The 26,908-nt window shown below is 68.8% G+C and carries 25 protein-coding genes; 11 read left to right on the top strand and 14 right to left on the bottom strand.

The features are described 5' to 3' along the window. Positions 1-7: 7 nt before the first annotated feature. The 6 genes from BKK81_RS15450 to BKK81_RS15425 all read right to left on the bottom strand — a co-directional run bounded on the left by BKK81_RS15450 (position 8) and on the right by BKK81_RS15425 (position 4,411). Positions 8-235, bottom strand: a complete 228-nt coding sequence (locus tag BKK81_RS15450; RefSeq protein WP_071014635.1) for a sulfurtransferase TusA family protein — start codon at positions 233-235, stop codon at positions 8-10. Positions 236-275: 40 nt separating this feature from the next. Beyond that, positions 276-851 (bottom strand): NUDIX hydrolase, encoded by a 576-nt coding sequence (locus BKK81_RS15445; RefSeq protein ID WP_071014633.1) that lies wholly within the window; start codon positions 849-851, stop codon positions 276-278. Between the two features lie 83 nt (positions 852-934). Then, positions 935-1,966: a threonine aldolase family protein gene (locus tag BKK81_RS15440; protein WP_071014630.1), complete on the bottom strand. Its 1,032-nt coding sequence runs from the start codon at positions 1,964-1,966 to the stop codon at positions 935-937. Between the two features lie 83 nt (positions 1,967-2,049). Further along, positions 2,050-2,238 (bottom strand): 4-oxalocrotonate tautomerase, encoded by a 189-nt coding sequence (locus BKK81_RS15435; RefSeq protein ID WP_071014628.1) that lies wholly within the window; start codon positions 2,236-2,238, stop codon positions 2,050-2,052. 75 nt (positions 2,239-2,313) lie between these two features. Further along, positions 2,314-3,087 carry a class II aldolase/adducin family protein gene (locus BKK81_RS15430; RefSeq protein WP_071014625.1) on the bottom strand — a complete coding sequence of 258 codons (774 nt, stop codon included), beginning with the start codon at positions 3,085-3,087 and terminating at the stop codon, positions 2,314-2,316. A gap of 100 nt (positions 3,088-3,187) precedes the next feature. After that, complete coding sequence (locus BKK81_RS15425; protein ID WP_071014622.1) at positions 3,188-4,411, bottom strand: YbfB/YjiJ family MFS transporter; 1,224 nt, start codon at positions 4,409-4,411, stop codon at positions 3,188-3,190. A gap of 205 nt (positions 4,412-4,616) precedes the next feature. Here BKK81_RS15425 and BKK81_RS15420 point away from each other — a divergent pair, with 205 nt between their 5' ends. From BKK81_RS15420 to BKK81_RS15410, 3 genes are all read left to right on the top strand, one after another. Then, positions 4,617-5,495 carry a LysR family transcriptional regulator gene (locus tag BKK81_RS15420; RefSeq protein WP_071014620.1) on the top strand — a complete coding sequence of 293 codons (879 nt, stop codon included), beginning with the start codon at positions 4,617-4,619 and terminating at the stop codon, positions 5,493-5,495. Positions 5,496-5,660: 165 nt separating this feature from the next. Further along, entirely contained in the window at positions 5,661-7,106 is a 1,446-nt protein-coding gene (locus BKK81_RS15415; protein ID WP_156811377.1) for an NfeD family protein, read from the top strand. A gap of 2 nt (positions 7,107-7,108) precedes the next feature. Next, positions 7,109-7,870: a slipin family protein gene (locus tag BKK81_RS15410; RefSeq protein ID WP_071014615.1), complete on the top strand. Its 762-nt coding sequence runs from the start codon at positions 7,109-7,111 to the stop codon at positions 7,868-7,870. A gap of 210 nt (positions 7,871-8,080) precedes the next feature. Here the strand turns inward: BKK81_RS15410 and BKK81_RS15405 are convergent, their stop codons facing one another. The 4 genes from BKK81_RS15405 to BKK81_RS15390 all read right to left on the bottom strand — a co-directional run bounded on the left by BKK81_RS15405 (position 8,081) and on the right by BKK81_RS15390 (position 11,478). Beyond that, positions 8,081-8,869: a BPSS1780 family membrane protein gene (locus BKK81_RS15405; RefSeq protein ID WP_071014612.1), complete on the bottom strand. Its 789-nt coding sequence runs from the start codon at positions 8,867-8,869 to the stop codon at positions 8,081-8,083. 17 nt (positions 8,870-8,886) lie between these two features. Continuing rightward, a complete protein-coding gene (locus BKK81_RS15400; RefSeq protein WP_071014609.1) occupies positions 8,887-9,870 on the bottom strand; it encodes a homoserine kinase in 984 nt (327 codons plus the stop codon). A gap of 97 nt (positions 9,871-9,967) precedes the next feature. After that, complete coding sequence (locus BKK81_RS15395; RefSeq protein ID WP_071014606.1) at positions 9,968-10,363, bottom strand: hypothetical protein; 396 nt, start codon at positions 10,361-10,363, stop codon at positions 9,968-9,970. 182 nt (positions 10,364-10,545) lie between these two features. Next, on the bottom strand, positions 10,546-11,478 hold the full coding sequence (locus BKK81_RS15390; RefSeq protein WP_231907932.1) for a TIGR00730 family Rossman fold protein: 933 nt from the start codon (positions 11,476-11,478) through the stop codon (positions 10,546-10,548). Positions 11,479-11,482: 4 nt separating this feature from the next. Here BKK81_RS15390 and polA point away from each other — a divergent pair, with 4 nt between their 5' ends. From polA to BKK81_RS15370, 4 genes are all read left to right on the top strand, one after another. Beyond that, positions 11,483-14,305 (top strand): DNA polymerase I, encoded by a 2,823-nt coding sequence (gene polA, locus BKK81_RS15385; RefSeq protein ID WP_071014602.1) that lies wholly within the window; start codon positions 11,483-11,485, stop codon positions 14,303-14,305. 167 nt (positions 14,306-14,472) lie between these two features. After that, positions 14,473-15,807: an NAD(P)/FAD-dependent oxidoreductase gene (locus BKK81_RS15380; RefSeq protein ID WP_071014599.1), complete on the top strand. Its 1,335-nt coding sequence runs from the start codon at positions 14,473-14,475 to the stop codon at positions 15,805-15,807. 196 nt (positions 15,808-16,003) lie between these two features. After that, entirely contained in the window at positions 16,004-16,879 is an 876-nt protein-coding gene (locus BKK81_RS15375; RefSeq protein ID WP_071014596.1) for a dienelactone hydrolase family protein, read from the top strand. Between the two features lie 186 nt (positions 16,880-17,065). Beyond that, complete coding sequence (locus tag BKK81_RS15370; RefSeq protein WP_156811376.1) at positions 17,066-17,896, top strand: ZIP family metal transporter; 831 nt, start codon at positions 17,066-17,068, stop codon at positions 17,894-17,896. 40 nt (positions 17,897-17,936) lie between these two features. Here the strand turns inward: BKK81_RS15370 and BKK81_RS15365 are convergent, their stop codons facing one another. From BKK81_RS15365 to BKK81_RS15355, 3 genes are all read right to left on the bottom strand, one after another. Next, on the bottom strand, positions 17,937-18,794 hold the full coding sequence (locus BKK81_RS15365; protein ID WP_071014594.1) for a sulfurtransferase: 858 nt from the start codon (positions 18,792-18,794) through the stop codon (positions 17,937-17,939). 78 nt (positions 18,795-18,872) lie between these two features. After that, positions 18,873-19,793: a DMT family transporter gene (locus BKK81_RS15360; protein ID WP_071014591.1), complete on the bottom strand. Its 921-nt coding sequence runs from the start codon at positions 19,791-19,793 to the stop codon at positions 18,873-18,875. Positions 19,794-20,010: 217 nt separating this feature from the next. Next, positions 20,011-21,114: an aromatic ring-hydroxylating oxygenase subunit alpha gene (locus BKK81_RS15355; RefSeq protein WP_071014589.1), complete on the bottom strand. Its 1,104-nt coding sequence runs from the start codon at positions 21,112-21,114 to the stop codon at positions 20,011-20,013. Between the two features lie 401 nt (positions 21,115-21,515). Between BKK81_RS15355 and BKK81_RS15350 the strand changes: the two genes are divergently transcribed. The 4 genes from BKK81_RS15350 (at position 21,516) to folE2 (ending at position 25,733) form a co-directional block, all read left to right on the top strand. Next, entirely contained in the window at positions 21,516-21,800 is a 285-nt protein-coding gene (locus BKK81_RS15350; protein WP_083384126.1) for an exodeoxyribonuclease VII small subunit, read from the top strand. Then, the gene (locus BKK81_RS15345; RefSeq protein WP_071014587.1) at positions 21,797-22,681 is read left to right on the top strand and encodes a polyprenyl synthetase family protein; all 885 of its coding nucleotides are present in this window, start codon (positions 21,797-21,799) and stop codon (positions 22,679-22,681) included. Before BKK81_RS15350 ends, BKK81_RS15345 begins: the two co-directional genes overlap by 4 nt. A gap of 43 nt (positions 22,682-22,724) precedes the next feature. Then, the gene (dxs, locus tag BKK81_RS15340) at positions 22,725-24,641 is read left to right on the top strand and encodes a 1-deoxy-D-xylulose-5-phosphate synthase (RefSeq protein WP_071014584.1); all 1,917 of its coding nucleotides are present in this window, start codon (positions 22,725-22,727) and stop codon (positions 24,639-24,641) included. A 276-nt stretch (positions 24,642-24,917) separates the two neighbouring features. Continuing rightward, positions 24,918-25,733, top strand: a complete 816-nt coding sequence (gene folE2 / locus BKK81_RS15335; protein WP_071014582.1) for a GTP cyclohydrolase FolE2 — start codon at positions 24,918-24,920, stop codon at positions 25,731-25,733. 105 nt (positions 25,734-25,838) lie between these two features. Here folE2 and tsaD read toward each other — a convergent pair whose 3' ends face one another. Continuing rightward, positions 25,839-26,873 (bottom strand): tRNA (adenosine(37)-N6)-threonylcarbamoyltransferase complex transferase subunit TsaD, encoded by a 1,035-nt coding sequence (tsaD, locus tag BKK81_RS15330; protein ID WP_071016518.1) that lies wholly within the window; start codon positions 26,871-26,873, stop codon positions 25,839-25,841. Positions 26,874-26,908: the final 35 nt, after the last annotated feature.

The raw sequence follows: 26,908 nt of genomic DNA, 5'->3' as shown, positions 1-26,908 counted from the left end.
GACGGACTCAGCGCCGGCGCATGTAGAACACGAAGACCTTGTCGACCTCCTGGTGCGACAGCAGCTCGTTGCCGGTCTGCTTGGCAAAGGCCTGGAAGTCGCGCGTGGCGCCCGGATCGGTGGCCAGCACCTTGAGCACCTCGCCGCTGGCCATGTCGGCCAGCGCCTTCTTGGTCCGCAGGATCGGCAGCGGGCAGTTCAGCCCGCGCGCATCCACTTCTTTCTGGAACTCCATTCCTCTCTTCCTCTCAGCTTCGCTTGCGATGTCGATCGTTCTACAGCCGGTATTGTAGCGAAGCGTCGCCGCCGCGCAGGCGCGGGTCGGGGATGTCCGCGCCGGTCTGGCGATCGAAGAAGCGCACCGGATAGCCGCGCCGGGCCAGGAAATCGGCCACGGCGAAACCGGTGCCGGCGCTCCAGATGCGCATGTCTTCCGGTGCCACCAGCTTGTATTCGGCCAGTTCCTCGGACAGGGCCACCGTGCCCGTGGCCTGCACGTGGTAGGCGATGATCAGCTCGTTCTTGCGCATGAACTCGTAGACACCGATCAGCGACACGCCCTGGGCGTCGAGGTTGGTCTCCTCCTTGAGCTCGCGTGCCACGCCTTCCTCGGGCGTTTCGTCGCGCTCCAGGAAGCCGGTCACCAGTGCGAACATCTTCTCCGGCCAGGCCGCGTTGCGCGCCAGCAGCAGCTTGTCTTCGTATTCGACCACGGCCGCCAGCACGGGCAGCGGGTTGTTCCAGTGCACGAATCCGCATCCGTGCTCGATGCAGGCATAGCGCTCGCGGCCCGACAGGGGCAGCAGTTGCAGGGGGGCGCCGCATTGCGGGCAGAATCGATAGGCTTGCATGGCTTGACTCTCCGGTCTGTTCTTGTCTCGTATCGTTGGGTTTGCGGGCTGCGTTCCGCTGCCGGTTCCGCCCGCCGCCGGCTTCAGGCGCCGCAGGCGGCGCGCATGTCGCGCGCTAGCGCTTCCACGGTCTCCGGCTGCAGGTCCCAGGAGCACATGAAGCGGCAGCCGCCGGCACCGATGAAGGTATAGAAGCGCCAGCCCTTGGCACGCAGCGTCTCGATCGCCGGCAGCGGCAGTTCGGCGAAGACCGCGTTGGACTGTGTGGGGAACATGATGCGCACGCCCGGGATGGCGGCGATGCGCTCATGCAGCAGTTGCGCCATGGCGTTGGCGTGGCGCGCATTGGCCAGCCACACGTCGTTCTCCAGCAGCCCCAGCCAGGGCGCCGAGATGAAGCGCATCTTCGAGGCGAGCTGGCCGGCCTGCTTGACGCGGTAGGCGAAGTCCTCGGCCAGCCGGCGGTCGAAGAAGACCACCGCCTCGCCGACCGGCAGGCCGTTCTTGGTGCCGCCGAAGCACAGCACGTCGACGCCGGCGCGCCAGGTCACCTCGGACGGATGGCAGCCCAGCGAGGCCACGGCGTTGGCGAAGCGCGCGCCGTCCATATGCACGCGCAGCTGGCGCCGCTTGGCGATGGCGGCGATGGCGCGCACTTCCTCCACGCTGTAGACGGTGCCGACCTCGGTCGACTGCGTCAGCGAGACCACCTTGGGCTTGGGGTAGTGGATGTCGCTGCGGCGTGTGACCAGCGCCTCCACCGCGTCCGGCGTCAGCTTGCCGTCGGGTCCCGGCGCGGTCAGCAGCTTCGAGCCGTTGGAGAAAAACTCCGGACCGCCGCATTCGTCGGTCTCGATGTGCGCCAGCTCATGGCAGATCACCGAATGGTAGGACTGGCACAGGGCGGCCAGGGCCAGCGAGTTGGCGGCGGTGCCGTTGAAGACGAAGAAGACCTCGCAGTCGGTCTGGAACAGGTCGCGGATGCGGTCGCAGACCTTCTGCGTCCAGGTGTCGTCGCCGTAGGCCTGCTCGTGGCCGCTGCCGTTGGCTTCGAGGAAGTACTTGAGCGATTCCGGGCAGAAGCCGGCGTAGTTGTCTGAGGCGAAGTGCTGCATGGGTGGCCGTGGCGCTGTGGGAGGCGAGGGCCGCCGCAGGCGGCCCCGGGGACGGGGGGCGGGGCGTTTCCGCCGCGGCCCGGCTACTTCTTGTCGGCCCAGAGTTCGCCGCCGGTGGCCCAGTTCTCGCGCTTGACGTCGGTGATGATGATGTCCACGGCGCCGGGCGCGCAGCCCAGCGTCTCGCAGGTCACGCGGGTCACTTCTTCCACCAGTTTGCGCTTCTGCTCGATGGTGCGGCCCTCGAACAGTTCCACGTGGTAAGTCGGCATGGCTTGTCAGCTCCATTGATCCGGCGGGGTGGTATGCATGCCGCCGCCGGGTTGCTTGTCTCCGGCCAGGGCGGTTCAGTCCCTGTAGCCAGCGTCGATTCTATCGAGTTTGCGCAGCAGCGCGGGCCATTCGAGTTCGCCCTCGACGGCGCCGTCGTCATGCAGTTGCGCCGAGGTCCTGGAGGCGACCGGCTCGGGTACCGCCACCACCGCGCCGCCGGCCTGCGCGCCGATCTGGATTTCGCAGGCCTTGATCAGGGTGGCCATCAGCACATAGGCTTCGGCCACGGTGCGGCCCACCGTCAGCGTGCCATGGTTGCGCAGCAGCATGGCCGGATGGCCGCCCAGGGAGACGGTCAGGCGGCTGCCCTCGGCGGGCGTGAAGGCCAGCCCCTCGTAGTCGTGGTAGCCGAGCCGGCCATGGAAGCGCATGGCGTGCTGCGACAGCGGCAGCAGGCCGCCGGCCTGGGCCGAGACCGCCACGCCGGCGGTGTTGTGCAGGTGCATGACGCAGTGGGCATCGGCGCGCGCCGCGTGCACCGCGGCGTGCAGCGCGAAGCCGGTCACGTTGACCGGATGGCGGCTCTCGCCCACCACCTCGCCGCGGCCGTTGATCTTGACCAGGTCGCTGGCGCGGATCTCGTCGAAGGCGAAGCCGAAGGGATTGATGAGGAAGTGGCCAGGCTCGCCCGGTACCGTGGCCGAGAGATGGGTGTAGATCAGGTCGTCCCAGCCTTGCAGCGCGGCCAGCCGGTAGGCGGCGGCAAGGTCGACGCGCACGCGCCATTCCTCGGGCGTGGCAGGCAGGGCGGCGCCCGCGGCGCGCGCGGGCTGCAAGGCAAAGGACATGGCGTATCGCTCCGGCAGCACGCCGGCCGCGGTACCGCGGCGGCGGCGAAGGCGATACTGTAGCGCAGTCCCCGCCCTTGCGCCGCGCGGGCAGAACGCGCTAGCGTGCCGACGGCAACGGCAGGACCCGCAGCATGCAGGCGAAGATCAGCGCGCCCAGCACGAGCGCGCCGGCGGCCGCCGACAACGACGAGGCGAAGCCGCCGCCGCGGGCCACCAGCGCCGTCGCCAGCGGCGGTCCGGCGATCTGGCCGAGCCCGTAGGAGGCGGTCATCAGCCCCATCAGGGGCGCGGCCTGCCCGCCCCACAGCCGGCGCGCCTCGCGCATGGCGAAGGAGACCAGGGCGGTGAAGGGCAGCCCGGCCAGCAGGCTGCTCAGGGCGAAGCCCGCCACCGTGGGCCAGACCACCGCGATGGCCACGCCCAGCGCCTGCACCGCGTAGGTCAGCACCAGCAGGCGCCGGTTGTCATGGGCAATGCCGACTCGGGTGGCCAGCAGCGCGCCCACCGTCACGCCGACGCCGAACACCGGCCAGAACAGGTCCGCCCAGACCGAGCCCGGCATGGCCTGGCGCGCGATCACCGGCAGGAAGGTGGCGGTGATGATGTAGCCGAAGCCGGCCAGCCCGTAGGCGAAGGTCAGGGCCCAGGTACCGCCGTCCAGGCGCGGTGCGCTGTCCGGGGCGGCCGCGCGGGCGCCCTCGCTGGCGGCGCGGGCCTCGGGGGTGAACACGTGCCAGACCAGGGCCGTCAGCAGCAGGCCCAGGGCGCCGAAGGCCAGCCAGCCCCAGTTTGCCTGCCAGCCTGCGGCGACCATGCCGAAGGCCGACACCCCGGTGACGACGATGCCCAGGCCGGGGCCGCAGAAGATCAGACCGGCCAGCGCCGGCTGTCCGAGTTCGGCCAGGCGGTGCAGGCACCAGCCGGCGGTGTACACCATCACCAGCGCGCTGGCGATGCCGGCCATGCCGCGCCAGACGGACCAGGCCGTCATGCCCCCGGGCGCGGCCATGGCGAAGGTGAGCAGCACGGTCAGCGCCAGGCCGAGGCGCACCATGCGCGCCGCATCGGGGCGGATGAAGAGGCAGGCGAGGGCGCCGGCGAAATAGCCGATGTAGTTCCAGGTGGCCAGCCAGCCACCGCCCGCCAGGCTGACGCTGCCGTCGTGCAGCATCATCGGCAGCAGCGGTGTGAAGGCGAAGCGGCCCACGCCCATCGCCACCGCCAATGCCACCAGTCCCGCCAGCGCGACGGCGAACGGGCCGGCTTCCCGCTCGCCGGCGGCGGCCAGCGCGGCAATGTTCCTGTCATCCGTGTGCAGCATGTCGTGTCGTCCTCATCGGTCGGTTTGCCGGGCCGTCTCAGCCGAGAGGGCCTGTGCCAACCTGTCCTTGCCATGCTACGCTCTGGCTTGCATCCCTATAAATGAATAATTAAGATCGACTGCATCTTGATTTGAGATGGTTCGGGGCCTGCACCGGAAGGTTCCCGGCCATGCGCCGGCCTGTGCGCCGGCAAGGAGTCTTCACATGGACCTGGCCGCCCTGGAAATCTTCCGCACGGTGGTGGAGGCGGGTGGCGTGACGCGCGCCGCCGAGCGCCTGCACCGCGTGCAGTCCAATGTCACCACCCGCATCCGCCAGCTGGAGCAGTCGCTGGGCGTGGAACTGTTCGTGCGCGATGGCAAGCGCATGGTACTGACGCCGGCCGGCCAGACCCTGTTCGACTATGCGCGCCGCATGTTGCAGTTGGCCGACGAGGCGCGCCAGGCGGTGCAGCCGGCCAGGCCGCGCGGGCGCCTGCGCATCGCCTCGATGGAAAGCACGGCGGCGAGCCGCCTGCCGGCCGTGCTCTCCAGCTATCACCAGGCCTGGCCCGACGTGCAGCTCGAACTGGTCACCTGCCCGACGCGACAGGCCTTGCTGGCCCTGGCCCGCTTCGAGGTGGACTGCGTCTTCGTTGCCGAGCCGGTGATCGATCCCGGGCTGGTGGCGCTGCCGGCCTTCGAGGAAGAACTGGTGGTGATCGCGCATGCGCGCCACCGCCCCATCCGCAGCGCCGCGGATCTCGAGACCGGCACCTTGCTGGCCTTCGAGGCCGGCTGCCACTACCGCGCCCGCTTCGAGGCCTGGTGTGCCGGCGCTGGCGCTTCCCCGCTGCGCGTGCTGGAACTGGGCTCCTACCATGCCATCGTCGCTTGCGTGGCGGCCGGCATCGGTGCCGCCATCGCACCGCGCTCGGTGCTGGGCCTGTATCCCGAGCCGCCCAAGGTCAGCGTGCACAGCCTGGGCGAGGCCGGCCGCGTGACCACCCGCCTGGTGTGGCATCCGTCGATGGCGAGTGCTGCCCTGGACGCACTCGCCGACGTGGTGCGGGGGCATGGCAGCGACTTGGCGGCGGCCGCCTGAGCCAACCTGAGGCGGCCTGAGGCGGCCTGAGGCGGCTTCAGGCGACTGCGCGCGCCGCGGCGACAGCGCCGACGGATACCAAGCTGCCCGCACCGCGATGTGCCCGGTCGCCTACACTGGAAGTGGTGCCGCCACGGCATTGCGCAGCTGCGGCTGCCCGCGATGATGCCCGACTCGTTCTTTCCCTTTGCCCTGATGCGGCGGCTGGCCGTCGCCTTGTGCCTGCTGCTGGCCGCCGTCGGCTGGCTGGCGGGCGCCGAGCCGGCCGGCGCGCCGGTCTATGTGCTGCCGCTGCACGGCGCGATCGGGCCGGCCAGCGCCGGCTACCTGCTGCGCGGCATGGCGCACGCGCAGCAGGACGGTGCCCAGCTGGTCGTGATCGAGATGGATACGCCCGGCGGGCTCGACCTGTCGATGCGCGAGATCATCCAGGGCATCCTCGCCTCGCGCGTGCCCGTCGCCAGCTATGTCTACCCGGGCGGCGCGCGCGCCGCCAGCGCCGGTACCTACATCCTGTATGCCAGCCATATCGCGGCGATGGCGCCGGGCACCAACCTGGGCGCCGCCAGCCCGGTCCAGATCGGCCTGGGCGGCGCGCAGCCGGGCGGCGCCCAGCCCGCCGCGGTGCCGGGCAGCGCGCCGCAGGCGGCACCGGCCGACACCATGGAGCGCAAGCAGATGCATGATGCCTCGGCCTATATCCGCGGCCTGGCACAACTGCGCGGGCGCAACGCGGACTGGGGCGAGCGCGCGGTGCGCGAAGCGGTCAGCCTGTCTGCCGGCGAGGCGGTGTCGCAGCACGTGGCGGATCTCGTCGCGCCCGATCTGCCGGCGCTGCTGCGTGCGCTGGACGGCCGCAGCGTGCGGCTCGCGCCGGGTGGCGAGCCGCTGGTCCTGCATACCGCGCATGCGCCGGTGCGGATGCTGGCGCCGGACTGGCGCGACCGCTTCCTGGCCGTCATCACCGAGCCCAGCGTGGCGCTGGTCATGATGATGATCGGCATCTATGGACTGATCTTCGAGTTCTCCACGCCGGGCATGGTGCTGCCCGGCGTGGCTGGCGCCATCTGCCTGCTGCTGGCGCTGTTCGCGCTGCAGATGCTGCCGGTCAACTATGCCGGGCTGGCCCTGGTGGCGCTGGGTATCGGCTGCATGGTGGCGGAGCTGTTCCTGCCCACCTTCGGCACGCTGGGGGTGGGCGGCATCGTGGCCTTCGCTTTCGGCGCGGTCATGCTGATCAATACCGATGTGCCCGGCTTTGGCGTGCCGGTGGGCCTGGTGGTGGCGCTCTCGCTGGTCAGCGGGCTCTTCCTGCTGGCCATGTCGACCATGCTGCTGCGCGCACGACGGCGGCCGGTGGTGAGCGGTGGCGATATCCTGGTCGGCGCGTCGGGCGTGGTGCTGGAGGATTGCCGCGGCGACGGCTGGGCGGAGGTGCGCGGCGAGCGCTGGCGCATCCGCGGCGCGCAGCCGCTGGCGCGCGGCCAGCGCGTGCGCGTGATGCGGCGCGAGGGCCTGGTGCTGGAGGTGTCGCCGGATGCGGACGGCGGTGCCGGAGGGCAGGCGCCGGACGCGTCGCCGCCCATCGCTTCCATCGAGAAAGGAGCCTGACCATGGCCTACGGCTTCAGCTTTGGCGGTGTCGTCTTCCTGCTGGTGTTGCTGATCGCCAGCGCCTTCCGCGTGCTGCGCGAGTACGAGCGTGGCGTCGTCTTCATGCTGGGCCGCTTCTGGCGCGTCAAGGGGCCGGGGCTGGTGCTGCTGATCCCGGCCGTGCAGCAGATGGTGCGCGTGGACTTGCGCACCATCGTGTTCGACGTGCCGCCGCAGGACGTGATCTCGCACGACAACGTCTCGGTCAAGGTGAACGCCGTGGTCTACTTCCGTGTGGTCGATCCCGAGCGCGCCATCATCCAGGTGGCCAATTTCCTGGAAGCGACCAGCCAGCTCGCACAGACCACGCTGCGCGCCGTGCTCGGCAAGCACGAGCTGGACGAGATGCTGGCCGAGCGCGAGCGCCTCAACCTGGATATCCAGAAGGTGCTCGACGCGCAGACCGATGCCTGGGGCATCAAGGTCTCCAACGTGGAGATCAAGCACGTCGATCTCAATGAGTCGATGGTACGCGCCATCGCCCGCCAGGCCGAGGCCGAGCGCGAGCGCCGCGCCAAGGTGATCCACGCCGAGGGCGAGTTGCAGGCCTCCGAGAAACTGCTCGAGGCTGCCCAGATGCTGGCGCGCCAGCCGCAGGCCATGCAGTTGCGCTACCTGCAGACGCTGACGCAGATCGCCGGCGACAAGAGCTCGACCATCGTCTTTCCCTTGCCGATGGAACTGCTCGACGTATTGCGGCGCGGGACCGGCGGGCAGTCCTAGTCCGCAGAATCATGGAAATGAGAGGGGAGGGCCATGTCATGTGGGAATCAGCGCCAGGCGCAAAGCGCAGCCATCGCACGGCGATGGCGAGCCTTTGCAGCGACGCGATGAGCCCGCATGGCATGGCAGGCACCGACCGATTTCAGTGATTCAGTGGACTAGCGGCGGGAAGGGGGGCAGGACCGGCGGCGCCGGTCCTCGCGCCGCGTGTCAGGCCGAGGGGGGGGCTTCGGCGGGCGGCACGTTGAAGCAGCCGCGGTAGGTCGCGTAGAAGGAGCAGTAGAGGATGGCCAGCATCAGCAGCGAGTACGGCGTCACCAGGAAGGACAGCACCGTCTCGGCGCCGAAGGCGCTGAACACGGCCTCCAGGAAGAAGGGGATGGCGACCATCAGCACGGCGAACAGCAGCGCATAGGTGAAGAAGGCGCCGCGGTTGCGCCAGCATGCGGTCCAGCTGAAGAACATGGCCTTCACCGGCGGCACGTTGTGCCAGGCGGCCAGCAGCGGCGCGAACCAGAACATCATCGCGATCGGCGTGTACAGCACCGCGCCGACCACCAGCGCGTAGTACATCTGCCGCACCGCCTCGGCCGAGGGGGCTTCTTCCTTGAGCAGGATGGGCAGCAGGTCGCTGACGTTGACGACCGCGCCGGCGATCAGGCTGAGCACGAACACCAGGCACGCGTAGATGCCGCCCAGCACGAGCAGGTGGCGTGTGGCCTGCTTGCCGTTGGTGCGGAACCCGGCCAGCAGCACCGTGGGCAGCACGCGCTTGTTCTGGATCACTTCCCGGCAGGCGGTCATGATGCCGACCGACAGGCCGGGCGTGGCAACCAGCAGCGCGATCACGCCGAACAGGGGCACGAAGATGGCCAGTTGCGCCGCGATCAGGTAGATGAACAGCAGCATCAGGAAGGCGAGCGGGTTCTTGCGGAACAGCCAGATACCCTGGCGGAACCAGACGTAGCCTTCCTTGGCGGGGACTTCCAGTAGTTGCATGGCGATTCGGATCCGGCTCAGGTCCAGGGCAGCGCCTGGGTCGCGAGGCGCTGGCGCAGGATGCGTTCGAAATGGGTCGGGTCGTGCGGCTGCAGGATGTCGGCTTCGCGCGGCAGGTAGAAGTCCCACAGGCGGGATACCCAGAAGCGCAGCGCGCCGGCCCGCAGCATGTCTTGCCAGTGTGCGGCCTCCGTCTCACTGAGCGGCCTCACGGCATGATAAGCCTGCAGCAGCGCGCTTGCACGCCCGGCGTCCAGGGCGCCGGTGGCGAGATCGATACACCAGTCGTTGACCGTGACGGCGAGATCGAAGAGCCACTTGTCGTGGCCCGCGAAGTAGAAGTCGAAGAAGCCGCCCAGGCGGTGCCCGCCCTGCGGCGTGTCCTCGAACAGCACATTGTCGCGGAACAGGTCGCAGTGGCAGGGGCCGCCCGGCAGCGCGGCGTAGTCGGCGCTGGCGAAGAAGGCCGCCTGGTGGGCGATCTCGTCGCGCAGGAGATCGCGCTGCACCCCGTCGAGGAAGGGCAGGATCTCGGGCTCGGTCTGCTGCCACCAGGCCAGGCTGCGCAGATTGGGCTGGCTGCGGCCGTAATCCTGGCCGGCCAGGTGCATGCGCGCCAGCATGTCGCCGACCTCGGCGCAATGGCCGGCATCCGGCGCGAGCTGCGAGCTGCCGGGCAGGCGCGTGACGATGGTGGCGGGCTTGCCCTTGAGCGCGCGCAGGATCTCGCCGTCGCGGGCCGGGATCGGCGCCGGCACGCGGATGCCGCGCGCCGCCAGGTGGGCCATCAGGTGCAGGTAGTAGGGCAGCTGGGTGAAGCTCAGCCGCTCGAAGATGGTCAGCACGTACTGCTGCGTGTGCCCGTCCCGCTCCGTGGTCAGGAAGAAGTTGCTGTTCTCGATACCCGAGGCAATGCCGCGGAAATCGCGTACCGTGCCCAGGTCGTAGTCCAGCAGCCAGCTGGCGATCTCGTCCTGCGAGACCGTGGTGAATACGGCCATACTAGTCGTGTGAGGTGAAAACGGAAGCGGCGGGCGCAAGGGCGTCCGCCGCCGCGGCATGACTGCCGGAGGGCCGCCGCGGCAGTGCCGCGCGGGCTCAGAACTGCAGGTTGACCGAGGGCACGCGGTTGACCTCGTGATCCCGGATCTTGGGCGAACTGTCTTCCGGCTTGCTCATCTGGTAGCGGGTGCCGAAGCCGGACTTGACCTGGATGTCGGTCGCCTGGCCTTTGTTCCGGTACTCGCGTACCTGGGTGCCGTCACGCTCGTCGAGCTGGAAGCTCGGCTCGCGCGGCCGGTTGATCTGGGTCTTGGCCTGCGGCGCGATCGGCTGGTTGTTGATCTGGTCCAGTTCTTCCTGCGACAAGGCGTTGCCCTGGGCCTGTACCCACGCCGGCGCGGCTAGCGCCAGCACGGCGGCGGCAAGCAGCAGGGCGCGGCCGGTCGTCGGTCGCGCCGCGGGCATCGCGGCCATTCGGGTAGGGGAGTGCATTCGAGGCTCCTGTGCCGCGCGGGCGCGCCAGGCGCCGCACGGCGGAAATCCGCTGCGGCCCGGCGGCGCCGGGCTGACGCAGTGTGACAGGCTTCCATTCTAGCAAGTCCCGCCGGGCAGGAGCTGCCGCGGTGGCTTCCGATGCACCACGGCTGCCCGTGGACGGGATGCTGCCGGCCGCCTTACAGGTAGAACATCTCTTCCTTGGGCGGGATCGGCTTGTCGCCACCGCGGCGCTCGTAGTACTCGTAGACCGCTTCCAGCACTTCGTGCGGCTCGTCGACGATCTTCATCAGGTCGAGGTCGTGTTCGGCGATCAGGCCCATCGGCAGCAGCGTGAAGCGGAACCAGTCGAGCAGGCCCTTCCAGAAGCGGCTGCCGAACATCACGATCGGCACGGAGCGCGACTTGCCCGTCTGCACCAGCGTCAGCACCTCCGCCAGCTCGTCGAGCGTGCCGAAACCGCCCGGCATCACGATGAAGGCGTCGGAGTTCTTGACGAAGGTCACCTTGCGCGTGAAGAAGTGGCGGAAGCGCATGGCGATGTCCTGGTAAGGATTGCCCTGCTGCTCGTGCGGCAGTTCGATGTTCAGGCCGACGCTGGCGGACTTGCCGGCATGCGCGCCCTTGTTGGCCGCTTCCATGATGCCGGGGCCGCCGCCGGAGATCACGGCGAAGCCCGCGTCGGAGAACAGGCGCGCGATCTCGATGGTCTGCTGGTAGTACGGCGAGTCCTCGCGCAGGCGCGCGCTGCCGTAGATCGAGACCGCCGGCCGGATCTCCGACAGGTACTCGGTGGCCTCGATGAACTCTGCCATAATCGTGAACATTTGCCACGAGGCGCGAGCTTTCTTCGCCGTGGCGCGATCTTCGTCCGCCAGAGCGCGCAGGCTGGGGATCATCTTGCGCGGATTGGCCCGCAGGCCGGCGGCGCCAGCGCCGGCGCCACCGGTATTCGCATTCGCATTGGCGTCCGCGGCGGGACGCGCCGGCGTGTCAGCCTGGGTGCCGGGAGCGGTCGCGGCGCCGGCCGTGGCCTGATGGCCTTCGGTGGCGTCGGAAACGGGAGCGGTGGCGGTGCCGTCAGCCGCGGCACCAATCAATTTAGAGTCCATGGGAATGTCGGATAGTCCAAAAACACTCTTGCTCGTCGATGGTTCGAGCTATTTGTATCGCGCGTATCACGCTCTGCCGGACCTGAGGAATGGCGAGGGGCTGCCCACAGGGGCAATCTACGGCATGATCAACATGCTGCGCAAGCTGCGCAACGATTACCCGGCAGAGTATAGCGCCTGCGTGTTCGACGCCAAGGGCAAGACCTTCCGCGACGATCTCTATCCGGCCTACAAGGAGCACCGGCCCTCGATGCCCGAGGACCTGGCGCGGCAGATCGAACCCATCCACGAAGCGGTGCGCGCGCTGGGCTGGCCCATCGTGATGGTGGAGGGCGTGGAGGCCGACGACGTGATCGGCACGCTCGCGCGCGAGGCCTCCGCCCAGGGCGTGCGCACGGTCGTCTCGACCGGCGACAAGGACCTGGCGCAGCTGGTCAACGGCGAGGTCACGCTGGTCAACACGATGAGCGGCGAAGTGCTCGATCCCGCCGGCGTGCAGGCCAAGTTCGGCGTGCCGCCGGAGCGCATCGTCGACTACCTGTCGCTGATCGGCGATGCCGTCGACAACGTGCCGGGCGTGCCCAAGGTGGGCCCCAAGACCGCGGTCAAGTGGCTGACCGAACATGGCTCGCTCGATGCGGTGATGGCCGGCGCCGACGGTATCAAGGGCGTGGTCGGCGAGAACCTGCGCAAGACCCTGGACTGGCTGCCGATGGCGCGCACGCTGGTCACGGTGAAGACCGATTGCGACCTCGGTGCGGCTGTGTCCGATTTCCACGCCCTCAAGGACGTGGGCGAGGACAAGGACAAGCTGGTCGCGTTCTTCTCCCGCTATGGCTTCAAGACCTGGCTGCGCGAACTGACCGGCGAGAGCCTGCCCAGCCTGCGCGCGCAGGCCGCCAAGGGCGCCGGCGCGCGCGCGCCGCAGGCACAGGGCGGCCTGTTCGACAGCGCCCCGGCCGCGACGCCGGCCGACCCGGTGCCGGCGCCGGATGCGCCGCCCGCCGAGACCCGCTACGAGACCGTGACCACCGAGGCGGCGCTGCAGGCCTGGCTCGACCGGCTCGCCGAGGGCGCGCTGGTGGCCGTCGATACCGAGACCACCTCGCTCGACCCGATGCAGGCCCGGCTGGTTGGCATCTCGCTGTCGCTGGTGCCGGGCGAGGCCTGCTACATCCCGGTGGGCCACTGCGGTCCCGACGTGGCCGGCATCGAGCAGCACGGCCAGCTCACGCGCGAATTCGTGCTGGAGCGCCTGCGCGGCTGGCTGGAAGATCCGGCCCGGCCCAAGCTCGGCCAGAACATCAAGTACGACGCGCATGTGTTCGCCAACCATGGTGTCACGCTGCGCGGCATCGTCCACGACACGATGCTGCAGAGCTACGTGCTGGCCTCTCACCGCAACCACGGCATGGACAGCCTGGCCGAGCGCCTGCTCGGCATCAAGACCATCACCTACGAGGAGGTCTGCGGCAAGGGCGCGAGCCAGATCGGCTTCGACCAGATCGACCTGGCGCGCGCCACCGAGTACGCGGCCGAGGATGCCGACGTGACGCTGCGCCTGCACCGCGCCATGTTCCCGCAGCTGCAGGCCGTGCCCGGCCTCGAACACGTGTACCGGCATATCGAGATGCCGGTCTCGGTGGTGCTGCAGAAGATCGAGCGCAACGGCGTGCTGATCGACGCGCAGCGCCTGGCCGAGCAGAGCGCGCAGCTCGGCCAGCGCATGCTGGAGCTGGAGCAGGCCGCCTACGATGCGGCCGGCCAGCCGTTCAACCTCGGCTCGCCCAAGCAGATCGGCGAGATCCTGTTCGGCCAGATGAAGCTGCCGGTGGTGAAGAAGACCGCCAGCGGCGCGCCCTCGACCGACGAAGAGGTGCTGCAGAAGCTGGCCGAGGACTATCCGCTGCCCAAGCTGCTGCTGGACTACCGCGGCCTGGCCAAGCTGAAGTCCACCTACACCGACAAGCTGCCCAAGATGGTGAACCCGGCCACCGGCCGCGTGCACACCAGCTACGGGCAGGCCACCGCGGTGACCGGACGGCTGGCCTCGACCGACCCGAACCTGCAGAACATCCCGGTGCGCACCGAGGAGGGCCGGCGCATCCGCGAGGCCTTCATCGCGCCGCCGGGCCGCGTCATCGTCTCGGCCGACTACTCGCAGATCGAGCTGCGCATCATGGCCCATATCTCGGGCGACGAGAACCTGCTCGGCGCCTTCGCGCGCGGCGAGGATATCCACCGCGCCACCGCCGCCGAGATCTTCGGCGTGGAGCGCGAGGCGGTCAGCAGCGAGCAGCGCCGCTACGCCAAGGTGATCAACTTCGGCCTGATCTACGGCATGAGCGCCTTCGGCCTGGCCGGCAACCTCGGCATCGAGCGCGAGGCGGCCAAGCACTACATCGACCGCTACTTCACGCGCTATCCCGGCGTGGCGCGCTACATGGAGGACACCCGGCAGGCCGCGCGCGAGCAGGGCTATGTCGAGACCGTGTTCGGCCGGCGCCTGTGGCTGCCGGACATCAATGGCGGCAGCGGCCCGCGCCGCCAGGCCGCCGAACGTGCCGCCATCAACGCGCCGATGCAGGGCACGGCGGCGGACCTGATCAAGCTGTCGATGATCGCGGTGCAGGACTGGCTCGAGCGCGACCGGCTGCAGACGCTGCAGATCATGCAGGTGCACGACGAACTGGTGCTCGAGGTGCCCGAGGCCGAGCTGGAACTGGTCAAGCGCCGGCTGCCCGAGCTGATGTGCGGCGTGGCCGAGCTGCGCGTGCCCCTTGTGGCGGAAGTCGGCAGCGGCGCCAACTGGGAAGAGGCGCACTGAGCGAGAATGGGGGGCGCCGCGGCGCCCCCGGAGCGCGCCTGCGCTGTACTGCAGTACAGTTTGAAGTGACCGCTGAATCGGGAATCGAGGGCTTGTGCCCGTTGCTGCCATGCCGCAAACTGGCGTGAACGTCCGCGCGACGGTCACGACAATCTTGGGTAGGCCACATGGGTACTGAGGGAAGCGGTAGCGCGCATCGCATCATCGTGGTGGGCGGCGGGGCCGGCGGACTGGAACTGGCGACCCGCCTGGGCGACAAGTTCGGCCGCCGCGGCGCGGTCGCGGTGGTGCTGGTCGACCGCTCGCCCACGCATATCTGGAAGCCGCTGCTGCACGAGGTCGCGGCCGGCAGCATGGACCCCAACACCCACCAGCTCGAGTACGCTGCGCAGGCGCTGTGGCACCACTTCGAGTTTCAGCTCGGCGAGATGGTGGGCGTGGACCGCGCGGCCAAGACCGTGTCGCTCGCCGCCTACGTGGATGCCGACGGCGAAGAAGTGCTGCCGGCGCGCACGCTGCCCTATGACACCCTGGTCCTGTCGATCGGCAGCGTGACCCATTTCTTCGGCGTGCCGGGCGCAGCCGAGCATGCCATCGCACTCGATACCGCCGAGCAGGCCGACCGTTTCCGGCGCCGCCTGGTGTCGGCCTGCGTGCGTGCGCAGAACGGCCTCGGCCGAGCCGATGCGGACGGCCGTCCGCGCGTGGACATCGCCATCATCGGCGCCGGTGCCACGGGCGTGGAGCTGTCCGCCGAGCTGCGCAACACGGCGCAGGTGCTCAATGCCTACGGCCTGCACCGGCTCGACCCGCGCCGCGACGTCCATATCCACCTGATCGAGGCCGGCCCGCGCATCCTGCCGGCATTGTCCGAGCGGGTCTCGACCGAGACCGCCAAGCTGCTGCGCAAGCTCGAGGTGGACATCTTCACCAGCGAGCGCGTGACCGAGATCGCGCCCGATGCCGTGCTGACCGCCAGCGGCAAGCACATCGATGCCGACCTGACGGTGTGGGCGGCGGGCATCAAGGCGCCGCCGGTGCTGGCCACGCTGGGCCTGCCGACCAGCCGGCTCGGCCAGATCGTGGTCAAGCCGACGCTGCAGAGCGAGGGCGACCCCGACATCTTCGCCTTCGGCGACTGCGCGAGCTGCCCCTGGCCGGAGAAGCAGGGCTCGGTGCCGCCGCGCGCGCAGGCGGCCCACCAGCAGGCGACCTTTCTCTACGGCGCGCTGCGCGCGCGGCTGGAGGGCAAGCCGCTACCGTCCTTTGCTTTCAAGGACCTGGGTTCGCTGGTCTCGCTCGGCCATTTCAGCGCGGTCGGCAGCTTGATGGGCGGCCTGATCGGCGGCTCCATGTTCATCGAGGGCGTGATGGCGCGGCTGATGTACACGTCCTTGTACCGCATGCACGTGATGGCGCTGCACGGCGCCCTGCGCATGGGGCTGGACACCATCACGCACTGGCTGCGCAGCAAGACCCGGCCGCGCGTCAAGCTGCATTGAGGCGGCGCGGCCCGCCGCCGCGCACCGTGGACTGCCATGCCGGGCAGTCCACGTGCGTCGGAGCATCCGAGTCCCTGGGCATGCGCGCGCATGCGGCGTGGGCTTGGCATAGAATCGAGCGCTGCCGGGCCGGCTTCGGCCGGCCCGTTCCTGATCTTCCGCCAGCCCCCGATCCCGCTATCCAGGAGATGCCCGCATGCTGAAACCCGAAGTGGAAAGCCTCGTCCCCGGCCAGGCCTTCAGCCGCCGTACCTTCGTCAAGACCGCGCTCGGCTCGGCCTTTGCCGCGGCGGCGCTGCCGGTCACGGCGCAGGCGATCAAGACCGATTTCAACGGACTGACCGCGGGCGAGGTGACCATTGCCTCGGCCGGCTTCGACATGCCGGCCTATCGCGCCCAGCCCGAAGGCGGCAGCAAGCTGCCGGTGGTGCTGGTCGTGAGCGAGATCTTCGGCGTGCACGAGTACATTGCCGACATCTGCCGCCGCTTCGCCAAGCTGGGCTACCTGGCGATCGCGCCGGAACTGTTCGCACGCCAGGGCGATCCGTCGAACTTCGGCACCATCCAGGAACTGCAGGCCAAGCTGATCTCCAAGGTGCCCGATGCCCAGGTCATGGGCGACCTCGATGCGACCGTGGCCTGGGCCATGGCCCATGGCGGCGACCCGAAGCGGCTGGCCATCACCGGCTTCTGCTGGGGCGGCCGCATCAGCTGGCTCTACGCCGCACGCAACAAGCAGCTCAAGGCCGCGGTGGCCTGGTACGGCCAACTGGTGGGCGAGCCCAACCCGCTCAAGCCGCGCAATCCGGTCGACCTGGTCGACCAGCTCGACGTGCCGGTGCTGGGGCTGTACGGCGGCAAGGACACGGGTATCACCCAGCCGCAGGTGGAGAAGATGAAGGCGGAACTGGCCGCTTCGCCGAACCCCAATGCGCGTGCCTCGGTCTTCGTGGTCTATCCGGATGCCGGCCATGCCTTCCATGCCGACTACCGGCCCAGCTACCGCGAGGCCGATGCCACGGACGGCTGGAAGCGTTGCCTGGCCTGGTTCCAGCAGCACGGCGTGGCCTGACCGGGGCCGCTCGCGGCGAGCGCCTTCCGGCCGCCGTGCCCAGCGCAGGCCGCGCAAGGATTGCAAAGCCGGTGCCGAAGTCCGTACAATGCGGCTTTTCGCTCTTGCAACAGTGTTGCGTTTCTGCCCGGGCCGCCTCGCCGGTGCGGCGCAAGCGGGCAGGAGCGCCGTTTCCAGCCGGAGGCCATCATCGATTCCACCCTTGTCTACATTCTGCTGGCCGCCACCATTTCCGGGGTCGGCAGCATCTTCGGCGCGGCACTGTTGTCCCTGACGGTGGCGTCCCGGGTGGTGGAGCGCATGGTGAGCTTCTCGGTCGGGGTTCTGCTGGCCACGGCGCTGCTGCATTCCCTGCCCGAGGCCTTCGAATCCGGCGCCGACCCGCGTGCGCTGTTCGCCACGCTGCTGGCCGGGCTGCTGGGCTTCTTCCTGCTGGAGAAGATCTCGCTGCTGCGCCACTCGCACCATCACGAAGGCGACGGGCATCACCACCACCACGGGCATGATCGCGAGTCAGCCGGCCGCAGCGGCCTGGCCATCCTGGTGGGCGACGGCTTCCACAACTTCGCCGACGGCATCGTCATCGCGGCCGCCTTTCTTGCCAATCCGCACATCGGGCTGGTGACCGCGCTGGCCATCGCCGCCCACGAGATCCCGCAGGAGGTGGGCGACTTCATCGTGCTGCTGAACGCAGGCTTCTCGAAGACGCGTGCCTTCGCCTTCAACCTGCTGTCCAGCGTATCGGCGATCGCCGGCGGCCTGGTGGGCTATTTCCTGCTAGACCAGATGAGCGGCTGGATTCCCTATGTCCTGGTGATCGCCTCCAGCAGCTTCGTCTACATCGCGGTCAGCGACCTGATGCCGCAGATGCAGCGCAAGCCGCGCTGGCGTGAGTCGTTGCTGCAGATGGTGCTGGTCGCGGCCGGCATCGCGGCGATCTACTTCATCACCAACGGCATCCACCACGAGCACCGGCACGGCGCACGCGCGGCGCACGCCGCCGCGGCGCTGGACTGAGCGCGGCACCGGTGGCCGGCACCGCGTCCGTCCGCCTGGCTCAGTTGCCGGTCGCCACCGGGCGCGCCGGGTCGGCGCACCATTCACTCCAGGAGCCGGGGTAGAGCGCGGCATCGCGCAGCCCGGCCACTTCCAGCGCCAGCAGGTTGTGGCAGGCGGTCACGCCGGAGCCGCACTGCATCACCGACAACTCGGGCGGCGTGGCGCCCAGCACCGCGCCGAACTCCGCGTGCAGCGTGGCCGCGGGTTTGAAGCGCCCGTCCGATTGCAGGTTGTCTTTGAAAAAGCGGTTGGCGGCACCCGGGATGTGGCCGCCGACCGGATCGAGCGTCTCGTTCTCGCCGCGGAAGCGGTCCGGCGCGCGGGCGTCGACCACCAGCCAGCGCGGCGACTGCAGATTGGCCAGCAGCGCGGCGGCGTCGACCGCGCGCACCAGCGGCGGGCGGCGGCTGAAGCCGCCCTGGACCTCGGGTTCCGGCGTCGTGCCTGGCTCGACCGGCAGCGCATCCGCGATCCAGGCGTTGCTGCCGCCGTCGAGCACGGCCACCGCCTCATGGCCCAGCCAGCGCAGCAGCCACCAGGCGCGCGCGGCATACATGCCGCCCTGGGCATCGTAGGCGATCACCTGCGTGTCGTCGTCCACCCCCAGCGCGCGCAGGCGTGCCGCCAGGGCGTCCGGATCCGGTAGCGGGTGGCGGCCATTGCTGCCGGTCTTGGGCCCGGACAACTCATTGTCGAGATGCAGATAGTGCGCGCCCGGCAGGTGTGCGCGATGGTAGGCCTCGCGGCCAGCGGCCGGGTCGGCCAGGTCGAAGGTGCAGTCGAGCAGCACGCAGCGGGTGCTGGTGTCGGCTAGCAGCGCCTTGAGGTCCTTGCTGGAAATCAGGGTGGTCGGCATGGCGGAAACGGTGGGTTCGGGGCGGAAGCGTGGCGAAAGTTACGTCAGGGGGCCGTCGCCCGGTCCCCTGGCCCGATGCTACACCTCGGGATGGACTTCCGCTTCGGCGGATTCCACCGGCGTAGCCGGGGTCGCGGGCTGGTCGCTGGCGGCCCGCGCACGTGTCAGCGTGGTGGCGATGCCGCTGGCGATGATCAGGGCCATGCCCAGCCAGGACAGCGCATTGAGGCGGTCCGACCAGATCAGCATGCCCCAGATGCTGGAGAAGACGATGCCGGCGTACTGCAGGTTGGCCGTCAGCAGGGTGTTGCCGCGTTTGTAGGCGCGCGTCATGGCCGTCTGTCCCAGCGTCGCCAGCACGCCGATACCGAGCAGCAGGCCGGCACCATGCCAGGTATGCGGGCTCGGGCCGGTCCACAGCATCCAGGCCAGGCCGACCACTGCGCCGACCAGCGAAAAGTAGAACACGATGCGGCCTTCCGGCTCGCCCAGCTGGCCCAGTTGCCGCACCTCGACATAGGCCAGCGCGGTGAACACGCCGGAGATCAGGCCGATCAGGCCGCCGGTCAGCTGTTCCTTGCCGACCGAAGGCTGCAGCAGGCAGAGCACCCCGGCGAAGGACATCAGGATGGCGCCGATCAGCTTGCGGTCGGCCCCGCGGGTGCCGGCCAGCGCGGCACCCGCGCCCAGGATCAGGGCGATCCAGACCGGCGACATGTAGTTCAGCGTCATCGCCGTGGCCAGCGGCAGCATGGTGATGGAGCTGAACCACAGCAGCAGCGAGGTTACGCCGAACAGGCTGCGCTTGATATGCACCGGCATGTGCGGGGTGCGCACCGAGACGCCGCCGGAGGCGAGCACGGCCCACATGATGAGCACGCCGATGATGCTGCGGTAGAAGACGATCTCGCCGGTGGTATAGAACTCGGATGCCAGCTTGACGCCCACCCCCATCAACGAGAACGAGAAGGCGGCGAACAGCATCCAGAGCGATTGCATGGCAAGACGGGAGGGCGGGGGGCGGGCAGCGCGCGGGCGGGGCATCGTCGGCTGGGCGTCCCGTACCGCGGCATGGTCTGCCGGCGCCAGGCAGCGCCAAGTGCAGCCTGCGCCGGATGCCGAATTGTAACAGCGCTGCCGCGCCGCAATGTAAAACGGACCGCACAGGCGGTCCGTTTTTCGTGCCGGAGGGGCGCGGTGGCGCTGGCGTCCGGCCTTATCCGGTGTAACGCATGGCGCCCCGGTACCACTCGTGGAAGTGCTGCATGCCGTCTTCCATCGGTGACTGGTACGGCCCGGTCTCGCTGGTGCCGCGCTTGTAGAGCGCCAGGCGTCCGGCGTCCATGCGTTCGGCGATCTCGTCGTCCTCGATGCAGGTTTCCATGTAGGCGGCGCGCTCGGCCTCGACGAATTCGCGTTCGAACAGGGCGATTTCCTCGGGGTAGTAGAACTCCACCACGTTGCGGGTCTTGCGCGGCCCCAGCGGATGCAGGGTCGAGACGACCAGTACGTGGGGATACCACTCCACCATGATGTTGGGGTAGTAGGTCAGCCAGATCGCGCCCTGCTTGGGCAGCACGCCGTTGTTGAAACGCAACACCGCGTCATGCCACTTGCGGTAGGTCGGGCTGCCCGGGCGCTTCAGGCCCGCGTGCAGGCCCACGGTCTGCACGCTGTACCACTCACCGAATTCCCAGGCCAGGTCGTCGCAGGAGACGAAGCTGCCGAGGCCCGGGTGGAAGGGCACGACGTGGTAGTCCTCCAGGTAGACCTCGATGAAGGTCTTCCAGTTGTAGTCGCAGTCGTGGATCTCGACATGGTCGAGCATGTAGCCGTCGAAGTTCAGGTCCTCCGACACGCCCAGGCGCGCCAGGTCGGCGCGCACGTCGCGCTTGCCCTCGAACAGCAATCCGTTCCAGTTCTGCAGGGGCGAGCGCTTCAGGTGCAGGCAGGGCTGCTGCTCGAAATGCGGTGCGCCGAGCAGTTCGCCCTTCAGGTCGTAGGTCCAGCGGTGCAGCGGGCAGACGATGTTCTGGGCGTTGCCGCGGCCGTTCAGCATGATGGCCTGGCGGTGGCGGCAGACATTGGACATCAGTTCGATGCCTTCCCGGTTGCGTACCAGGATGCGCCCCTCGTCCTCGGCCTTGAGGGCGTAGTAGTCGCCCACTTCCGGCACCATCAGCGAATGGGCGACGTAGCCGGGGCCCTTGTCGAACAGCCGTTCCAGTTCTTGTTGATGCAACGCCTCATCGAAGTAGGCGTCGACGGGCAGCTGAGTGTCAGCTGGCGCCAGTTTCAGCGCGGTGCTGAGATTGGACATTATCCCCACTCCCAAATGACAGGTGAAAGCAGTGAACAACCCAACCATCGAAACAAAGATCGATATGGGAAAGAGACGGACAGAGGCGGTGGGCACGCGGGGGACGCCACCTGGGTGGCGAGCCGGAAGAGGTGGCGCTCGCTTTTTCTGCCGAGCCCGGGATTGTACCCGAGCCAAAAAGTTAAGGGTCTGATTTTTTTGCCTTTTTAGCGAAAAAGTCGACCCGGGTCGTCATGGGGGTGCCGTTGTCGGCGCATTCGGAAAGACGACCGGAGCGCACAAGTCACTTTCCTCTCGTGGGGGCTCAAAGCTGCCCTTTACCGGCGTTTCCGCCATCGCGGGAGTCGGACAAGTCCGCGCTTTGGCGTAAAATCCCGGCTTCCCCTGTTGCAAGGCCAGACATGCCAAGAGAAAAGACCGCCCCGGTCCAGCCCGACGACGCCCCGGCGCCAGCAGCGCCGCCCGCCTCCTACGAGGCGGCCATGGACGAGCTGGACGCACTGGTGGCGAGCATGGAGAGCGGTGCGCTGCCGCTGGAGGAGTCGCTGGCGGCCTACCGTCGCGGTGCCGAACTGGTGCGTTACTGCCAGCAGAAGCTGGAGCGCGTCGAGCAGCAGATCAAGGTGCTGGAAGGCGAAGTACTCAAACCGATGGCCGAGGCCGGCACGCAGGCGGACACAGAATGAACGATTTCCCCCAATGGATGCAGGCGCTCGGCGCCAGGGCCGAGCAGGCGCTCGAAGCGGCACTTCCTGCCGCAGATACAATTCCGCACACCTTGCATGAAGCCATGCGGTATGCTGTGCTCGGCGGTGGCAAGCGGGTCCGCCCGTTGCTCGTGCACGCAGCCGGCGAAGTGAGCGGGGCCAGCCCCGAGGCCTGCGATGCGGCCGCCTGCGCGGTGGAGATGATCCACGCCTATTCGCTGGTGCACGACGACATGCCCTGCATGGACGACGACGACCTGCGCCGCGGCCGGCCGACGGTGCACAAAGCCTACGACGAGGCGACCGCGCTGCTGGTCGGCGATGCCCTGCAGACACAGGCCTTCGTCGTGCTGGCCGGGACGCCCGCGCTGGAACCTGCGGCACGGCTGCGCCTGGTGGGCGAACTGGCGCACGCCTCGGGCTCGGTCGGCATGTGCGGCGGTCAGGCGATCGACCTGCAGCATGTCGGTCGCGGGATGACGCTGCCCGAGCTGGAAGGCATGCACCGCATGAAGACCGGGGCGCTGCTGCGCGCGAGCGTGCGCATGGGCGCCCTGTGCGGCCGCATCGACGCGGCCGGCCTGGAGGCGCTGGACCGCTATGCCGCGGCGATCGGCCTGGCCTTCCAGGTAGTGGATGACATCCTGGACGTGACCGCGGATACGGCCACGCTGGGCAAGACCGCGGGCAAGGACGCCGCCAACGACAAGCCGACCTATGTCTCGCTGATGGGCCTGGAGCCGGCGCGGGAACTGGCCGGCAAGCTGCGCGACAGCGCCCACGAGGCGCTGTCGGGCTTCGGCGCGCAAGGCGCGCGCCTGGCAGGGCTGGCCGACCTGATCGTGCTGCGCACCCATTGATATGACAAGCCGGACGCGAGAAGCTGGCGGCCGAACCGAAACCATGACCTACGCACTGCTCAAGACCATCGACGACCCCGCGGACCTGCGCAAGCTGGACCGGCGCCAGCTTCAGACCCTGGCGGAAGAACTGCGCGCCTATGTGCTGGAGTCGGTCTCGCAGACCGGCGGCCACCTCTCGTCCAACCTCGGTACGGTCGAGCTGACCATCGCGCTGCACTACGCCTTCCACACGCCCGAGGACCGCATCGTCTGGGACGTCGGCCACCAGAGCTATCCCCACAAGATCCTGACCGGCCGCCGCGACCGCATGAGCACGCTGCGCCAGTGGGGCGGCATCTCCGGCTTCCCGCGCCGCGACGAGAGCGCGTACGACACCTTCGGCACCGCGCACTCCTCGACGTCGATTTCCGCTGCGCTGGGCATGGCCCTCGGCGCGCGCACGCTCGGCGACAAGCGCGTCTCGATCGCCGTGATCGGCGATGGCGCGATGTCCGCCGGCATGGCCTTCGAGGCCATGAACAACGCCGGCGTCTACAAGGACCTGCCGCTGGTGGTGGTGCTGAACGACAACGACATGTCGATCTCGCCGCCGGTCGGCGCGCTGAACCGCCACCTGGCGCGACTGCTGAGCGGCCAGTTCTATGCCGCCACCAAGAAGGGCATCGAGCGCGTGCTGTCGGTGGCGCCGCCGGTGCTGGAGTTCGCCAAGCGCTTCGAAGAACATGCCAAGGGCATGGTGGGACCGGCCACGCTGTTCGAGGAATTCGGCTTCAACTACATCGGCCCGATCGACGGCCATGACCTGAACGCCCTGGTGCCGACGCTGCAGAACATCCGCCAGCGCGCCCTGGAAGGCTCGGGCCCGATCTTCCTGCACGTGGTGACCAAGAAGGGGCAGGGCTACAAGCTGGCCGAGGCCGACCCCATCCTGTACCACGGCCCGGGCAAGTTCGACCCGGCCGAAGGCATCCGTCCGTCGGGCAAGCCGGCACGCAAGACCTACACCCAGGTCTTCGGCGACTGGCTGTGCGACATGGCTGCCGCCGACAAGCGCCTGGTCGGCATCACCCCGGCCATGCGCGAGGGCTCGGGCATGGTCGAGTTCGAAAAGCGTTTCCCGGACCGCTACTACGACGTGGGTATCGCCGAGCAGCACGCGGTGACCTTTGCCGGCGGCCTGGCCTGCGAGGGCCTGAAGCCGGTGGTGGCGATCTATTCGACCTTCCTGCAGCGCGGCTACGACCAGCTGATCCACGACGTGGCGCTGCAGAACCTGCCGGTGGTGTTCGCGCTGGACCGCGCCGGCCTGGTCGGCGCCGACGGTGCCACGCACGCGGGGGCCTACGATATCGCCTTCCTGCGCTGCATCCCCAACATGATGGTCGCCACGCCCTGCGACGAGAACGAATGCCGCCAGCTGCTGACGACGGCCTTCCATTTCGACGGGCCGAGCGCGGTGCGTTATCCGCGCGGCTCCGGCCCGGGCGCGGCGATCGCGCCGGCGCTCGAGCCGCTGCCGCTCGGCAAGGGCGAGGTGCGCCGCGAAAGCGCGGCGCGCAAGGGTCAGCGCGTGGCTTTCCTGGCCTTCGGCTCGATGGTGCAGCCGGCGCTGGGCGCGGCCGAAGCGCTCGATGCCACGGTGGCCAACATGCGCTTCGTCAAGCCGCTGGACGTCGAGCTGGTCAAGACGCTGGCGCGCGAGCACGACTACCTCGTCACCGTCGAAGAGGGTTGCGTGATGGGCGGTGCCGGCAGCGCGGTGCTCGAGGCGCTGTCCGAGGCAGGCATCGATGTGCCGGTGCTGCAACTCGGCCTGCCCGACCGCTTCATCGACCATGGCGACCCCGCCTTCCTGCTGTCGCAGAGCGGACTGGATGCCAAGGGCATCGAGACGTCGGTGCGCCAGCGTTTCGGCCTCGGCCAGGCGCCCGTCGCCGTGGCGACGCGCGCGGCCTGACGCCGCGCGCTCCCGGGATGCGGGGCGGCCGGCGCCATGCGCCGGCCGGATAGGCGGAATCAATCACCCGCATAGCGCGTGCGGGATTGGACCCCTCGCCGGCAGCCATGCCGGTTTTCCCTTAGAATCCCTTCCGTTCCGTGTTCGCAGCTGCGGGTTGGTGTCGTCACCCCATCCCGTGGTTTCACACTCGTTGCGTGGCATGTTGACTGCGAAAGTGCCACGACCGTAAGAATCACAACAAGCCATGCTGCGTGGTTCTGGAGGAAACCGGTAATGAATGACATCAATCCCGCCTTCGCGATGCCCGACGTGCAGTCGAGCCGCGACACGCGCCAGATCCCGATTCAACGGGTCGGCGTCAAGGGCGTCCGCTATCCGCTGTCGCTGAACACGCTGTCCGGCGTGCAGGCCACCGTGGGTACCTTCAATCTCGACGTGCACCTGCCGGCCGACCAGAAGGGCACGCATATGTCGCGCTTCATGGCGCTGCTGGAAGAGGAGCGCGCTCCGATCGACCTGCTCGCTTTCCGCGGCCTGCTCGACAAGATGCTCGAGAAGCTCGAGGCCGATGCCGGCCGGATCGAGGTCACCTTCCCGTACTTCGTCAACAAGACCGCGCCGATCTCCGGCGTGCAGTCGCTGATGGACTACGAAGTCACGCTGCTGGGCGAGGTGCGCGATGGCCAGGCCAAGGTGTTCCTGACCGCCCTGGTGCCCGTGACCAGCCTGTGCCCCTGCTCGAAGAAGATCTCGCAGTACGGCGCGCACAACCAGCGCTCGCACATCACCATGAAGGTGGAGCTGGCGGAAGACCTGCCGGTCGAGGCGCTGGTGCGCATGGCCGAGGAAGAGGCCTCGTGCGAACTGTGGGGCCTGCTCAAGCGCCCCGACGAGAAGTTCGTCACCGAGCGTGCCTACGAGAATCCCAAGTTCGTCGAGGACCTGGTGCGCGATATCGCCATGCGCCTGAACGCCGATGACCGCATCGTCGCCTATGTGCTGGAGGCCGAGAATTTCGAGTCCATCCACAACCACAGCGCTTATGCCGTGATCGAGCGCGACAAGCGCGTCGAAGAGCCGGCGCTGTAAGTCCGGCGGGCATCGCGGCGGCGCCGCGGCCAGCCTCCAGGCCCGAAAAAAGCCACCCGAGGGTGGCTTTTTTCATGGGCTCGGGGACCTGGGGGCGGGGGCCGCTCAGTGCGCCGGCAGCCGGATATCGGCCAGTTCCCAGCGCGGCGTCACGCCATAACCGTAGTCGTGGCGCGCGAGCTGCGGCGCGGCCTGCAGGCGCATGGCGCCGGCGAAGGCGATCATCGCGCCGTTGTCGGTGCAGAAGGCCAGGTCCGGATAGTGGACCTCGATCTTGCGCTGGCGGCCGAGCGTGTCCAGCCGGGCGCGCAGCTGGCGGTTGGCGCCCACGCCGCCGGCCACCACCAGGCGGCGGTGCCCGGTTTGTTTCAGCGCCGCCATCGACTTGGCGGCAAGCACATCGACGATGGCGTCGACGAAGGCGCGCGCCAGGTTGGCGCGGTCCTGCTCGCAGACGTTGCTGCCCAGCTTGCGGCTTTGCGTCAGCACCGCCGTCTTCAGGCCGGCGAAAGAGAAATCGAGGTTGCCCGAGTGCAGCATCGGGCGTGGCAGCGCGAAGGCGCCCGGCGTGCCGAACTCGGCCAGGCGCGAGACTTCCGGGCCACCCGGATATCCCAGCCCGAGCAGTTTGGCGGTCTTGTCGAAGGCTTCACCGGCGGCGTCGTCCAGGGTCTCGCCAAGCAGGGCGTAGTCGCCGATGCCGCGTACTTCCATCAACTGGGTATGGCCGCCGGAGACCAGCAGGGCGACGAAGGGGAAGGGGGGCGGTGCGTCGGTCAGCAGCGGCGACAGCAGGTGGCCCTCCAGGTGGTGCACGCCCAGCATCGGCACGTTCAGCGCGAAGCCGAGCGCGTTGGCGACCGAGGCGCCGACCAGCAGCGCGCCGGCCAGGCCGGGGCCCTGGGTGTAGGCAATGGCGTCGATGTCCCGGCGAGTGCGCCCGGCCTGGTCGAGCACTTGCTGCAGCAGCGGCAGGACGCGGCGGATGTGGTCGCGCGAGGCGAGCTCCGGTACCACGCCGCCATAGTCGCGGTGCATGGCGATCTGCGAGTGCAGGGCGTGCGACAGCAGGCCGGCCCCGGTGTCGTAGAGGGCCAGCCCGGTTTCGTCGCAGGAGGATTCGATGCCGAGGACGAGCATGGGGAAAGCGTAGAGGTCGATGCGGGAAGGGTTGC

The organism is Cupriavidus sp. USMAHM13 (assembly GCF_001854285.1).
In the GTDB taxonomy this organism is placed as follows: domain Bacteria; phylum Pseudomonadota; class Gammaproteobacteria; order Burkholderiales; family Burkholderiaceae; genus Cupriavidus; species Cupriavidus malaysiensis.
This window is presented reverse-complemented; position numbering and strand designations above follow the sequence as displayed.